The 14,069-nt window shown below is 38.1% G+C and carries 10 protein-coding genes and 1 tRNA gene; 7 read left to right on the top strand and 4 right to left on the bottom strand.

What is annotated here, in order from left to right; all coding sequences use genetic code 11:
• Positions 1–7: 7 nt before the first annotated feature.
• Complete coding sequence (locus ACMX3D_RS10825; protein WP_482751421.1) at positions 8–871, bottom strand: hypothetical protein; 864 nt, start codon at positions 869–871, stop codon at positions 8–10.
• Positions 872–1,258: 387 nt separating this feature from the next.
• On the opposite strand from ACMX3D_RS10825, the gene ACMX3D_RS10820 reads away from it, so the two are divergent.
• The 6 genes from ACMX3D_RS10820 (at position 1,259) to ACMX3D_RS10795 (ending at position 9,019) form a co-directional block, all read left to right on the top strand.
• Entirely contained in the window at positions 1,259–2,767 is a 1,509-nt protein-coding gene (locus ACMX3D_RS10820; RefSeq protein ID WP_482751420.1) for a tetratricopeptide repeat protein, read from the top strand.
• Positions 2,768–2,877: 110 nt separating this feature from the next.
• Entirely contained in the window at positions 2,878–3,477 is a 600-nt protein-coding gene (locus ACMX3D_RS10815) for a MiaE family protein (protein ID WP_482751419.1), read from the top strand.
• 131 nt (positions 3,478–3,608) lie between these two features.
• Positions 3,609–4,013, top strand: a complete 405-nt coding sequence (locus ACMX3D_RS10810) for a VOC family protein (protein WP_482751418.1) — start codon at positions 3,609–3,611, stop codon at positions 4,011–4,013.
• A gap of 101 nt (positions 4,014–4,114) precedes the next feature.
• Complete coding sequence (locus ACMX3D_RS10805; protein WP_482751417.1) at positions 4,115–4,534, top strand: hypothetical protein; 420 nt, start codon at positions 4,115–4,117, stop codon at positions 4,532–4,534.
• A 936-nt stretch (positions 4,535–5,470) separates the two neighbouring features.
• Positions 5,471–7,636, top strand: coding sequence for a GumC family protein (locus tag ACMX3D_RS10800; protein WP_482751416.1), 2,166 nt, complete (start codon positions 5,471–5,473; stop codon positions 7,634–7,636).
• A gap of 237 nt (positions 7,637–7,873) precedes the next feature.
• On the top strand, positions 7,874–9,019 hold the full coding sequence (locus tag ACMX3D_RS10795; RefSeq protein WP_482751415.1) for a SpoIID/LytB domain-containing protein: 1,146 nt from the start codon (positions 7,874–7,876) through the stop codon (positions 9,017–9,019).
• 50 nt (positions 9,020–9,069) lie between these two features.
• Here ACMX3D_RS10795 and ACMX3D_RS10790 read toward each other — a convergent pair whose 3' ends face one another.
• Positions 9,070–10,365 (bottom strand): hypothetical protein, encoded by a 1,296-nt coding sequence (locus ACMX3D_RS10790; RefSeq protein ID WP_482751414.1) that lies wholly within the window; start codon positions 10,363–10,365, stop codon positions 9,070–9,072.
• Between the two features lie 214 nt (positions 10,366–10,579).
• Between ACMX3D_RS10790 and ACMX3D_RS10785 the strand changes: the two genes are divergently transcribed.
• Positions 10,580–11,059 carry a hypothetical protein gene (locus tag ACMX3D_RS10785; protein ID WP_482751413.1) on the top strand — a complete coding sequence of 160 codons (480 nt, stop codon included), beginning with the start codon at positions 10,580–10,582 and terminating at the stop codon, positions 11,057–11,059.
• A gap of 44 nt (positions 11,060–11,103) precedes the next feature.
• On the opposite strand, the gene ACMX3D_RS10780 is transcribed toward ACMX3D_RS10785, so the two are convergent.
• Together ACMX3D_RS10780 and ACMX3D_RS10775 are read right to left on the bottom strand one after the other, a co-directional pair.
• Positions 11,104–13,302: a GumC family protein gene (locus tag ACMX3D_RS10780; protein WP_482751412.1), complete on the bottom strand. Its 2,199-nt coding sequence runs from the start codon at positions 13,300–13,302 to the stop codon at positions 11,104–11,106.
• A gap of 622 nt (positions 13,303–13,924) precedes the next feature.
• A tRNA-Gln gene (locus tag ACMX3D_RS10775) sits at positions 13,925–13,996 on the bottom strand.
• Positions 13,997–14,069: the final 73 nt, after the last annotated feature.

The raw sequence follows: 14,069 nt of genomic DNA, 5'->3' as shown, positions 1-14,069 counted from the left end.
AGCAATTTTACTCTCTAGTTAATTTTTCTAGGCTGGCGACTAGTTCTGCCAGCCGATATTCCCCACACCAAACTAAATCCAGCTTTTTGAGTTGTTCTAGGCTGTTACAACCTTCTACTTTACTCATTTCCGGTTCTTCCATTGCTGCTAATAAATCTTGGAAGATAATTACTTCATCAAACTGCGGATTTGTTTCTGGATCATTTAATATGGCTGTGACTCGCTGCTGTGGTAGTTCTTGCAGAGTATTAAAAATAAATTTTGTGGGAAAGTCCACATCTTGAAGGGCTGGATGCCGTTTGACTAAACCAGCCAGTAATACTCCTAAATAAGCAGCCGCTTGCGTATTACTAAGTGCCTTTACCTTACGAGACGCAATTTTGGTCAAATTAGTATAAAACGGGCAACCCAACTGTTGTTCAATCGCCACAATTGGATCTACAACTGTGGAAACTTGCAATTGAGCCTCAAAAAATTGCCGTTGCTCCTGAGGGAGGTGATGCAGTAAGATTTGCTTGGCGCGATCGCTTACAATCATCTCTCCATCTAGCCCAAGACTAAAGTCTTTTCCTGGTTCTAAACCTGCATTCACTAATATCTGAAAGACATTATTTTGGGCTGCTTGCTGCATCTGTTGATATCTAAATTGCCCTAAAAAAGTTGTAAAAAACCAACTGTGGCTTTCAGCATCGCACTCACGCAATACTTCGTTGACCATTTCAGTAAATTTTTCTTCGCCCACATTATATTGCCATCGCATAGTTAAGCGCTGGATGGACGCAATATCACGCCGACGCAGCGCCTCGATTAATTGACGCTTAGCCCCCGCAGTTACTTGGTTTCTGTTGCGTTTAAATAAGTTAATTTTCAAGCTATTTGGCGTTTATAGCAATTCGATTACAACTCTTTTACCGTACTGAGGAATAGCATGTCATGAGTGATCTCACGGCAATAATTGCATTAGTGGATTGTTGAGTATTTACTCAGTAAAATTTTTACTAAAAATCAAGAGTAGAAATTAAGGAATTGTTGTATTGGAAGTAAACTATGCCAGAGTAAGTTAGTGAAAATTACATTTTTTTCAGAGACTTATTTGCTGTTTTGTCTATACCGCTTTATGCATTTATGAAAATTAATTGCAGTAAGTGACAATTTTCTTAGTCTTTGTATATTTTTTGTAACTATTGATCCCCACAAAAATTATACTAGTAATAACACTAATATATAATCAAGCAACTTCGTATAAAAGCTTATATATATGGATGAGCAAATTCTGGATACACGTTACCACATCCTGCAATTTCTATGTATGGGAGAGTCCGTAAAAACCTATCTAGTAGAAGATACTGCAATTCCTGAGCAGCAATTTATAGTTAAGCAACTACATCCAGAAACTAACAATCCTCAACATTTAACTTGGCTACGACAGTCATTTTTAAAAGAAGCAAAAATTTTGAAACAACTTGGACAGGAACACGATAGAATTCAGAAAATATTGGCTTATTTTGAAGAAAGTGAAGAGTTTTATATAGTTCAAGAGTGTATTGATGGTCATCAATTAGCTGAAGAGATTTTGGTAGGATTTCCTCTCAGAGAAGACCAAGTAATTAACTTATTATTAGAAATATTAGAAATTTTATTATTTGTACATGACCGTAATGTTATTCATCAAGATATTCAACCAGCAAGTATTATTCGGCGACATTCAGATAATAAACTAGTTTTAGTTGACTTTGGTTCTGTGCAAGAAATTGTGACAACTACAGTTGGCAATATAGAATATATACCTATAGAACAATTACAAGGTCAACCTCAATATAATAGTGATATTTATGCGTTGGGAATAATTGCGATCGCTGCAATCATGGGTTTATCTCACGCCGAAATATCGAGATTGCAAAGTCACAAAAACTTACTTACAGGTGAAATTATCTGGCATAACAAAACGATAAAAGTTAGCAGAGAATTAACACAAATTATCAATAAAATGGTACGGTTTGATTACCGTAAACGTTACCAGTCTGTAACTGAAGTTTTAAATGACCTCCAACAATTAAAAAATTACCAGTACCAACCACAAACACTTCAGACTCAAAGAGTGAGGTTGATATTGACAGGAGTTACTAGTTTAATAGCTGTTATAGTTACTGGATGGTTTTGGCACTGGTTAAAAACTATAAATAATCAGCAATTTCTTTATCAAGAAGGAGTTGGTGAATATGAGCGGAAAAACTATCAAGAATCCGTAGAGAATTTGACCCAAATTATTAAAATAAATCCACAAAATTCTCTGGCTTATAATCATCGAGGTGATGCTTTTTATCGCTTAGGAGACTACGAAAAAGCACAAGCAGACTCTAGTAAAGCAATTGCACTAAATCCTCAAGATGCTAATGCGTATTATGACCGAGGATTTGCTGGGTTTGGATTGGGTAAATACAAAGAAGCGATCGCTGACTACACACAAGCGATTAAACTTAACTCTCAAAACCCTGATGCTTACTATGGACGGGGTTTAGCACAAGTTAAAGTTAAAGATTATCAAGCTGCAATCAAAGATTTTAGCAAAGCGATCGCACTTAATTCTAACTATGGTTTAGCCTATTATTATCGTGGCTTAATACACTCTCAAATGGGGAGAAGAAAACAGGCGCTTGTAGATTTGAAGCAAGCGGCAAAACTGTTCCAAGCACAGGGAGATAAAGATATTTACAAATATACAGTGCAAGAAATTAAAATCTTGGAAAAAGAATCTTACACATTTTAATACTATTCAGTTTTTTCAGCGATCGCTCACACTAAATTACGCCATTCGCCATTACAATCGATTTGCTGGGATACTCAGCAGAATTGTAATTTCGTAAGTTTCGTCAGCCTGTGCTTACTTCCGTATTACCAACTATCAACGCTCTAAAGCAACCCACATCCAATGCTTGGGTAGAACAAGCGATCGCCAATTTAGATATTATTTTGCTTGACCATTCCCACTGCGAACGCAAAGCAGCGGGTGTGGCGTTAAATTTTATGTTTCGCTATCCTTCCAATACCAAAATGGTAAGGGAATTAACTGCGATCGCGCGTGAAGAATTAGAACACTTTGAACTTGTAAACCAGTGGTTAGAACGCCGCAATATTCCCCTTGCGCCTTTATCACCGCCTCCCTATGGTGCAGGTTTGAAAGCTGCTGTTCGTCCTAACGAACCCGACCGCTTTTTAGATTCCTTACTCGTCACTGGCCTAATTGAAGCTCGCAGTCACGAAAGGCTGGGACTTTTAGCTACACATTGTCCGGAACCGGAATTAGCTAAATTTTATAAAGGCTTAATGGCATCCGAAGCACGACACTTTGGTACATACTGGGTTTTAGCAGATACTTATTTTGACCGCGAAATAGTTCAGCAACGGCTTGATGAATTAGCAATTGTTGAAAGCGATCTGCTGGTAAATTTGCATCCAGAGCCGAGAATTCATAGTTAGTAGAGCAAAGTGCTGAGTGCTGAGTGCTGAGTGTTGAGTGTAAACCCACTAAATTAAAGGCTTTGAGCAATCAACACTATCCTAATCTGACTGACTACGGTTGTATATTCACTAATAGACGTAATATTTATATGCTTCAGTTAACACATATCAGGCTGCTAGTAAATAACTACACAGATTGTTTTCTGTTCTACCGCGACGTGCTGGGCTTTGGGATTGATTGGGGTGATGAAAATACCGGGTACGCCGAGTTACACACCGGAGATAACCTCAAGTTGGCATTATTTAGAAAAGATTTAATGGCTGAAGCAATTCCGAGTGCTTATCTACCTTCTGCTTCAGATTGTCACAATAAAATGGCTTTGATTTTTGCCGTTGATAATGTAGATGAAGTTTATGAACGACTTAAAGAACGCAATGTTACAGTTGTCACGCAACCTTTAGACCGTCCCACGTGGGGACTGCGCACGGCTCATTTTCGTGACCCTGACGGTAATTTAATTGAAATCTTCAGCAATTTAGGAACGGTAAATTAGAGTTTTACACAATTTGTATGTATCTTTTAGAGTAGTTAGCCGACAGCGAACTCAGTAAATTATCGGTGACGCTACAACTATGTTTTTCAAACATCCCATTTATGACAGAACGGCTAGAGTCTCTCAAAGCAGGAATTATTGGGGGTTTATCGCTGGGTGTTACCTGCTTAATAACTCATTTGATTAATACTTTCCTATTGGCAAGGTATTTTGAGGTACTTGCAAGTTTACAAGTTACAGTAAATTGGCACTGGTTGGTAAGTTTGGCGATCGCAGCTTTTTCTGGTTTACTATTTGGGGTTACTTATCGCTACATCATCCGCCAAGATCAAAATCCGCAACTAAAAGCTGGCGGGGTTATGGCTTTTGGTTTAGTGCGAGGGTTAACACAAATAGATGTTGGTTGGAGTTTACCTAGTGTGGTGCTGGCTGGTGAAACTGTGCTGTGGTTTATTTTAGCTGCGATCGCTCTTGATACCGCCATTAAATTCGGCTGGGTTAAATCTTTTCCGTCTATTTGAGGAAATAAATTAGTCCTGAGCGAAATTTGATGTATAAGCTATTACATTTTTAAATTACACAATAAAGGAATGAGATTCGTTGACTGTTAACCCGCAACAGTCAACAAAATTTATAAATTAAATGCGCGACCACTTACAAGCTACGTAAGCGTTTAACAGGAAAAATCTCATAAGTTTATAAATATTTCACTTAACTCTAGCAACAAAATACCTAGAAATTAGCCTTGGTTACTTACTTCGAGTAATAAATTAAATATGCGGTTATTAACTTGTTATGTACTTTATTTAAACTAATTAGATTTTTTATATACAGATGTATCTGTTTTTCTGACTACTAATTTTCCTAGAATTTTGAAACATTCAATAGTTAATCTACTGAGTAATAACAACTTAATACTCAGCCAAAATTTGCCATGTTTATCTTATTCTGCTAAGGCTTAAGTTAGTAGATGTCATATCACTTACGGGTTTTTACAATTAAATATTCAAGTATTTTAATTTACTTTTTGCTTTAAGAATTTAATGCAATATATTTTATTCGGTAAATACTAGCATTATTTATAACTTTCAGTATATTCCAATTTAAGTTAAATAATTTGTCAAAAAAATTTACTAATATATTGCTAATTTCAGCCATTAGAATCCAATAAAGATTTTTAGAGAATGTTGACGTTGTATATTGAATTAATTTACGCTCAGAAAATATTTCTATTAATCCCATAGATTCATAAGTGCAAAGTTAATTTTGTATCTATGCGTTCAATAGACTAGAAAAATCTACCAGATTCAATTGTATAAATATATTTGGTTGATTTCTGAGACCACAAAAATAAATTTTGTGATTAACCAAAATATTCCTGATGTAAATTACAGCCAATTGTTTAAATAATTAAAAAAATTATAGAGGCAAAGATGATTTTTAATCAACGGCAAATAATGCTAAACTTTTCAATTCCTAAAGTTAGTATTAAACAAGTATCTGCAATTTTACGTCGCCGACGCTTTTTAGTATTAGGCGTTTCTTGTGCAGCGATGTCTGTTGTGAGCTTAATTGCTGTTAATACAAAATCTAATTACCAAAGCTCTATGCAATTGCTGGTGAGTCCTTATTTAAATACAGGAGTCACAACAAATAATATTATGAATGGGGCTAATAGCGAAATTGTAGACTTTAATCTACCAGTTGTAGATTACACAGCGCAGATGAAAATTCTTTTGAGTCCCAAACTTATTGAACAAGCTGTAACTATGCTGCGATCGCATTATCCAAATATTACAGTCGAAGATATTATCAGTAAAAAATCTAATAGCCAAAGACCTAAACTTTCAGTAGCAAAGTTAGATGATAAAATTATAGCGAATCAACTGACTGCACCAATATTAGAAATTTCTTTTAACGATGAAGATCCAGTTAAAACAAAGAGAGTGCTACAAGCACTACAACAAGTTTATCAAAACTACATTATTCAACAACAAAAAGAACGGTTAAGTAAAGGTCTAGCTTTTATTAATGTTCGCATACCTCAGTTGAAAAAAGAGGTGAATCAAGCAGAAAAAAACTTAGAGCATTTTCGCCGTAAACATAATTTGCTTGACCCAGAAGTACAAAGTAAAATTTTAATTGAATCTTTGGCTGAGGTACAACAGCAACTACAACTTACTCGCGCTCAGCTACAAGATGTACAAGCTCGTTACAATAACTTACAGCAAGAAATAACAACTTCATCTCATAAAGCTAGAATTGCTGCTCGTTTAAATCAATCAAGTCGCTACCAAACACTATTAACTGACTTTAAAAATACTGAACTAACTTTAGCTAAAGAACAAAAGCGCTATACGGATGCATCTCCCATCATAGAACAACTCAAAGAGCAACGCCAGAACCAGTTATTTCTCCTCAAAAGAGAAGTAAACCAATTATTAGCAGATGTTAAACAACCTGCTTTGATTACAGAACAAACAGAGGGAGTTGACCCAGGTCTATTACAAGAGTTAATTCAAGTACAAACAATAACTTTAGGACTAGTTGCCAACGAAAAAAGTTTGGCTGAAACAGAACAACGACTTCGGTTTGAATTCAATAGATATCCAAGTTTAATAGCGCAATATAACCGCTTACTTCCAGAAGTAAAAGCGAAACGCCAACAACTTGAACAACTGCTTCAGGCGCAACAGTCTTTAGGATTAAAAATCGCTCAAGGTGGGTTGGAATGGCAGGTATTAGAAGAACCAAGTTTAGGAAAGCTCACAGGAATTAACAGATTATCGCTGTTGTTAGGCGGAATAGTAATTAGTCCCATTTTAGGTATTGCTGTGGCTTTGAGTTGGGGAATGTTTACCCGCACTATTTATTCAACAAAAGAATTACAGCAGTCCACAAATTTGCGCTTACTGGGGTCTGTGCCAAAACTAGCGCCAAGGGGACTGAAGAAATGGCTGCCAAATATTTCTGGGAATGGAAAACGCAATATACCTTCTTTTGAGGAAACTGACAGTTGGTTACCTTGTCATGAAACCTTGGACATACTTTACCAAAACCTTCAGATATCCAAGTATCCTTTACCTTTCAAATCTTTGATGTTTACTTCAGCTTTATCAGGGGAAGGTAAAACTACTTTGTTATTAGGGCTGGCGGCAAGTGCGGCTCGAATGCATCGTCGTATCTTATTAATTGATGCCAACCTGCGATATCCTAATCTACATAAAATCCTGCAATTATCCAATGATTGGGGTTTATCTTTATTATTGCTGGATGAAACAAATCACCACGTTCATAATTACATCCAGCCTGTTCACCCCTTAATTGATGTTTTGACGGCTGGGCCTAAACCAGAAGATACAATCAAGCTCCTCAGTTCTCAACGAATGAAAGAACTGCTCAAGCGGTTTGAACAAACTTACGATTTAGTGTTAGTTGATGCTCCTCCGATTTTAGGTACAGCCGATGCGAGAATTTTAGCGGGATATTGTCATGAAATTGTCATGGTAGGGCGTATGGGTCAATTAACCCAAAGCGATTTAATGCAAGCTCAGGAAATTTTGAGCCATTTGAATTTAATTGGCATTATCGCTAATGAGGTGAGAAATTACCAACAGGTTTAATTTGGTCAATAGTCATTTTTCATTCGTCCTTTACCCTTGATTACTCCCTCATACTTCTTCTGCTTCCCTTTCACTTGTCCTCCTGCCTTCTGTCCTTTTTTCTAATCTCTACTAAAAATTCAATGCATAATTGATAGGAGGCGGCAACCTCCTATGTTGGACAACTGTCTCATCTTGAGTGGTAGATGCCATATTCCAAAGCGTCAAGCAGATACTAGTTGTGATTAGATGATCAGCATGAAATTCCAACTGTTTTTAGGCTCTTTATTTTCTCAGTTTAAATTCCGGCATTGGTGGATGGGTATCCTCTTGTGGATTGCTTTGGTTGCACCAGCTCAAGCATCGGTGATTTTACGCGTGGCAATTGAGAGGGGAGTTAATCAAGTTAAAGTCGGTAGTTCTACGTCTGCTCTGGTCAAGGATAGCACTGGACGCACTCTGGGACAATTACCAGCAATGAGTGCATACTATGCCCAAGCAATTCCTGGAGGAGTAGCTTTAGATAAGTGGCAGTCTGGGCTATTTTGGATTGAGCCAACAGGTAAAGGATTTGTTTATATTGGCGATCGCTGGTATCGCGGAAGAACCTTAGTTGTCCCCACAGAAAAAGGCTTAACTGCGGTTAACTGGGTAGATGCGGAAGAATACCTCTACAGCGTTATTGGTGGCGAAATGGATACTAGTTGGCCGCAAGAAGCGCTGAAAGCCCAAGCGATCGCAGCTCGTACCTACGCCCTCTACGAACGGGAAAAACAACGCAATAATCCCATTTACGATTTAGGTGATAGTCCTGATCGCTGGCAAATTTATAAAGGAGTCATAAGTGAATCTCCTACTACTTACGCAGCGGTTGATGGCACTGCTGGGCAAGTACTTACTTATAACAACAAAATTATTCTCTCTGTTTTCCATGCTTGTTCTGGCGGACATACTGAAAATGTGGAAGATGTCTGGGGAAATAGCTTGCCTTACCTGCGGGCTGTTCAAGATTACGATCAAGATATCAAGGAATGCAATTGGGTAAAAACCTTCTCACCTACAGAAATTAGCGCCAGAATTTCTGGTGTAGGCAATGTCAAGGACATAATTCCAGAACAGTACTCGCCTTTTCGCAGTGTCAAAGCCTTAAAAATTGTCGGGGACAAAGGTACAAAAGTCTTACAAGGCGAAGAAGTACGTACTGCACTCAAACTTAAGAGTACCCGCTTTAATGTGAGCAAAGGCCAGGATGGTAGTTTTATCCTACAAGGCTTAGGTTATGGTCATGCTTTAGGTATGAGCCAATGGGGCGCGTACAACCTAGCTCGACGCGGCATTAACCACCTACAAATTTTAGGACATTATTATCAAGGTGTAGCCCTCACACCGATTAAAGCGAAGTAAGAGAAAGTATGAAGTGTGAAGTATGAAATTTATCCTTCACACTTCATCAATTATTCTCCACTTTGCAGCCGCTTTTGCCATTCTGCATCAATTTGGGCAGAATTCTCGATTTCTTGTTCTAATAAGTCAGTTTCGGTGGAATAGACTAAATCTTTGTTTTCAATAATATTTTCGGCAGCAAACTGTCGGGCATAGTCAATTTTTTTCTGTAAATTTACATTTGGATTAGTTAATAGTCTGGCGCGAGATGAGCGATCGCGGTTACGTACCACAATTTTTTTATTGCGCCACTGAATCCAGAAATAACGTACTAGTGGTACACCCAAGAACCCAATACCGTAAGCCAACAGCAGCCAATAAATTCCTTGGACAAAAGCAACTAGTCCGCCCAGTTGTGCCGCAACACTACCATCTCTTAACAAATTTCCCAGTATTAACGCCCCAACAAAATTCAGAACTCCTAAGCCAGCACTCAACATAATTTGTCCAGAACCCGCCCTACTGAAACGCCAAGGCAATTCCTCTAAGTAAACTGGCACTGACTGACGACCTTTGTTGCTCGCTCTCACCTGTAATTCTGGGAAATAATAAACAATTTGTCCCTCAGAACTAACTTTTGGTTGCCCGTTGAATCGCAGCAGTACAGGCAACATATAATCTTCGTACTCTTGTGTATAACTTGGCCCAAGGTCATCTAAATAAGGAGCAATTTGTTCTGCTACCACTGCACCACGCTGATTGCGAATTACACTCGCAATTTCTTGCCAACGGCGTTCTTCTAGCTTGGCATTAGGATTACCATCACCAAACAAAAATGAAAAGACAGCCTCGAAGAAATTCATCTCGCTGCCTTGACGGTTGTCTTGTCGCCTTTGTTCGTAACGAGTATCGTAGTAGTTCGGACTAAGATACCAAAATAAATCCGGGAAATAAAAGAAGCCACCACCACTATAATTACCACCTCTATTGTCGTTATCGCGATCAGAATTAGCAGCAGTCACAATAATGATGATGCTAATAGTAATTAAGGCGATGGAAACAATTAAAAATATCCCAAAAGAAATGCGAATGAGGTAGAAAAGAACTCCCCAAATCTTTTGCCACCATTCTTGCAAACGTAACTGCAAGTATTTATTACGTAAAATTGCTCTAAAGTTTGGCGGAAATAGGTAAACAATGTCACCTGATTCTGCTACTTGTAAATGTCCACCAGCATCAGCCGCTAAAGCAAGTAACCCTTGCTGAGCCTCTGCAACTTTCAATCCTGCCTGGGTTGCTACATCACCAATGGTAACTCGATAACCCAGTTGTTCCACAGCGTGCATGATAGTGGGATTGGGAGCCATTGCTCTCCCCTCCTGTTTAAATTCACTCTATCTTTACTAGTATAAAGTTTTCTTTTCGGTGGCTTAAGAAGGCGCTAATTAATGCCAAAATGCAGCACAAAATCAGCAAAAAGAATGATTAATTTTTCATACGGTAAGATATTAATCACTACTTTCTCCATGTTAGAATTATTTGCCTTGGCTTGGTTAACCAGCAAATTTTCTGTCCTTAAATATGGTTCAGTATACTCTCGCCCAAAGCCCAGAAATTATCCTCACTGTTCCTGGCAAAGATTCAGCTAAAGCCCGTGATAAAGCAATGGATCAGTTGATGGAACTGATGGATGCGGGTAAACTCCCCACGGAATTAGAAGAAGGATTTGGCCCTCAACAATTAATTGAAGTAAAGGAATCAACTATTGATACTGCTAACGGTGAGGATTCCATTACTCAAGCAGTCCAAGTATTAAGTAACTTGGCCACTCTCAAGTTGAAAGTGCAAGAATCACGCACTGAAGCATTAGAAATTCGCAAAGCTGTTGACGTTCTGTTTTCCGATAACTCAGTTACAGAAGAGGAAATTACTCGTCTCAAAGAAGGCTTTAAGGTTCTCAAAAATTTTGCCCAAGTAAATCTGCGTTACCAAGAAGCGCGAGTTAAAGCAGAACAAGCTCGGCAAGTTTTAGATGAAGCTTTAAAATCGCCTGAAAAGTAAAAATTCAGAAGTCAGACATTAAAATCTGACTTCTGAAACATTATCTAGCGTCTTTTGATTCCTCTCAATACAGAGTTAACTTGCTCTTCGTTATTTTGTGTTTCTACCTCAACTATTTCAGCACTGATGCTCTTTTTGTAGTATTGCTGATAGTAATTATGAGAAACAGGTGTCGCATCTTTGGACTTGTTGGCGATCATACCCAACAGGGGTGTACCAGATATTTGAATTTCTTCCAATACTTGCTGTAGGGCAGTACGTTTTAAATGACCTAAGCCAGCTACCAACACAATACCATTGGTATTAGATGCTAACAGGTAAGCATCCGCAAATCCTAGCAGTGGTGGTGTGTCATAAATGACTAAATCAAAGCTGCTTTGCAGTTCAGTCATTAAATCCTGCATTTTCTTAGAAGCCAGTAACCTTATGGAGTCTGGAGGTGTTGGCCCCGCAGTCATGATAAACAGGTTTTCTTCAATGGGCGATCGCTCAATGACATTTTCCCATTCTAAATCTTGAGCAATTACATCCGTCAAACCTTGAACATTCAATATCCCAAGACGCTGGTGTAAACTAGGACAACGTAGATTAGAATCAACTAGCAATACTCTTTGCCCCATTGCTGCTGCTGCTTGTGCTAACTGTACAGCCACAGTAGATTTACCATCTCCCTGACCAGCAGAACTGATTACCAAAGAACGGATGGGGTCGTCTGAACCCAACAACATAATATTGGTATAAAGAGAGCGGAAAATTTCAAAGAAAGAAGCACGATGGGTTTGTTGTAACCCTCTGGATAAAGTAGATTGAGGTGCGGCTTCTAATTCTTTTCTAAGAGGAACAATGCCTAGTAATGGCAGTTTTGTATTGTTCTTCAATTCTTGCACAGTGTAGAAGATGTTGCTCAATTTATCTACAATTAAAGCTGCTCCTATACCCAATATTAATCCTAAAACACCACCAATTGCTAAGTTTAGCTTGGCATTGTTAGAAATAGCAGCGGGTTTATTGACTTGAGCTAATTTTGGATCCAGTAAGCGCCAAGGTTGTTGTTTTTGAGCTTTTTCAATTTCTAATGCTTGTTGTTTAGCAGTAAATTGAGTCAGACTACTATTGGCAATTTGTAATTGTTGTTGAATGTTGCTGTAATCCCGATTCAGAGTAGCTAAATATCTTACCTCGTTATTGAGAGTTTTGATTTTGTCATATAGTAGCTGATCGCGCCCTGAAACATACCGAATCTGGCTTTGCAATTCTTTCTGCAAACGCATTTCCTCTCCAGCCAGCAAAGGAAGTAAATAAGCTTTCCTTTCTCTCAGCGTCACCATTGCTGGGTTTTCTTCACTATAGACTGCTGATCTTTGGGCAATTTCAATGTCTACTGCTTGGACTTGATCGAGTATCTTTTGATAACGGGCATTTTCACTGAGTAAAGAATTACCAGCTCGTTCACCAGGATTTTGGGCTAATTCTCTCTGCAAATCCTGATATCTTGCTAATAATTGTTCTAGTTGTAACCGATTTTCTATCCTTTGTTGTCGTAATCCAGCCAGTTGAGTAGCTAATTCACCAGATCTCTGCCCTGGATCAAATAAGTTATTTTCTACTTGTAAATTGCGGAGTTGATTTTGCCAATATTTTACCCGTGTTTCTATTGGCTTTCTTTGTTTATTAACGAATTCAATTGCTTGATCAACATCTAACTGACGTTCTTGTAAACTATACGCTAAATAAGCTTCAGATAGTAGCTTAGAAACATCACTAACTACTTTTGGATCTGGATGAGTATATTGGACAGTTAAAATATCTGGAGATGTTGTTGCAATATTTAAGCCAGCTGCTAGAGAATCATAAGTAATGTATGGATATTTTGTTTTCAGCTTGGCAACAATCGGATCAAGAATTCGCGGACTACGTAATACTTGAATTGTTGTGGTACTTGAACCAGCTGAACCTCCAGTCGCTTCTTGATCAGAAATTGTTTGAGGCACACTAGCTATAACCTTTGTCTCACCAGTTACCTGCTTGGTTAAAATATCAAACGAACCAAGATATACTGGAGGATCTGTTTCTGCCTTTAACACCGCTACTGTAGCTACTAAAGCAGTGATCCCAGAAATTAACAATAATCGACGACGCAGAGTCGCAAAAATCTGACCAATATGTAATTCATCGTCATCATTATTGTAGAACTGAGCAGATTTAGCTTGTGACAGGTAAGGGTGTTTGTCTGACTTCAGCATAGTGTTTGTAAATTAAACGACTGGGGTTTGATGCAGAAAAGCTGCTCTCTGAATTTTGGTGTAGATGTTGAGAATGCTTGTAAGTTACCTTGTCTGTTGCTATGCGTTGGCAAATTCTTGAATTGACTAACTAACCAATACGTTAGACAATTTTAAGTACGCAGGTATTGTTGTGACCTTAGTTCATACACTTACCATTTTGGTTACAGTTTTACAAATACAGCTTAATAAAGGGTAACGCAATACAAATACAGTAACATTGCGTAGGAGAATTTTGTTAGTTAGGCTGAATATTCCTGTTCAGCTACACGAAATTTTTACTTAAACAGCACAAAATTTTTAACTTCTGACTCTGTAGAAGTTAGGTTTTTGGGTTAGCACAAATCAATTTCATTCCAACCTGATATTAAACGTATCAAAGCCTAGCCTAGTAAGTATATGTTTCTCTCACTAGATTTGCGTAATGAAATGTATATGCTCAAAGAAGTTAAAGCAGAATTCAGAACAATAAAAACTTCTATACCTAGCTTGAAGATTTCGATGCGGTACTTCAGTAACTTTAACTCTGCTGTACGTTATGAATTTACAATAAAAAAAGGCAGGTTTTCCTGCCTTTTTTGTACTGGGGCGCTAGGATTCGAACCTAGGGATGGCGGGACCAAAACCCGCTGCCTTACCGCTTGGCGACGCCCCATCGCTTCACCTCTGTTAATATAGCAGCTTTTGGTGGGGTAATGTCAAGTACTTTGATAGTAAATTTCGGAAAG

It is taken from the genome of Anabaena sp. TISTR 8404 (genome assembly GCF_056847745.1).
This window is presented reverse-complemented; position numbering and strand designations above follow the sequence as displayed.

What these genes read in the sequence shown, in the direction of transcription:
- ACMX3D_RS10820 (WP_482751420.1), top strand. Translation starts at nt 1,259, where the DNA reads ATGGATGAGCAAATTCTGGATACACGTTACCACATCCTGCAATTTCTA.
- ACMX3D_RS10810 (WP_482751418.1), top strand. Translation starts at nt 3,609, where the DNA reads ATGCTTCAGTTAACACATATCAGGCTGCTAGTAAATAACTACACAGAT.
- ACMX3D_RS10805 (WP_482751417.1), top strand. Translation starts at nt 4,115, where the DNA reads ATGACAGAACGGCTAGAGTCTCTCAAAGCAGGAATTATTGGGGGTTTA.
- ACMX3D_RS10800 (WP_482751416.1), top strand. Translation starts at nt 5,471, where the DNA reads ATGCTAAACTTTTCAATTCCTAAAGTTAGTATTAAACAAGTATCTGCA.
- ACMX3D_RS10795 (WP_482751415.1), top strand. Translation starts at nt 7,874, where the DNA reads ATGAAATTCCAACTGTTTTTAGGCTCTTTATTTTCTCAGTTTAAATTC.
- ACMX3D_RS10790 (WP_482751414.1), bottom strand. Translation starts at nt 10,365, where the DNA reads ATGGCTCCCAATCCCACTATCATGCACGCTGTGGAACAACTGGGTTAT.
- ACMX3D_RS10785 (WP_482751413.1), top strand. Translation starts at nt 10,580, where the DNA reads ATGGTTCAGTATACTCTCGCCCAAAGCCCAGAAATTATCCTCACTGTT.
- ACMX3D_RS10780 (WP_482751412.1), bottom strand. Translation starts at nt 13,302, where the DNA reads ATGCTGAAGTCAGACAAACACCCTTACCTGTCACAAGCTAAATCTGCT.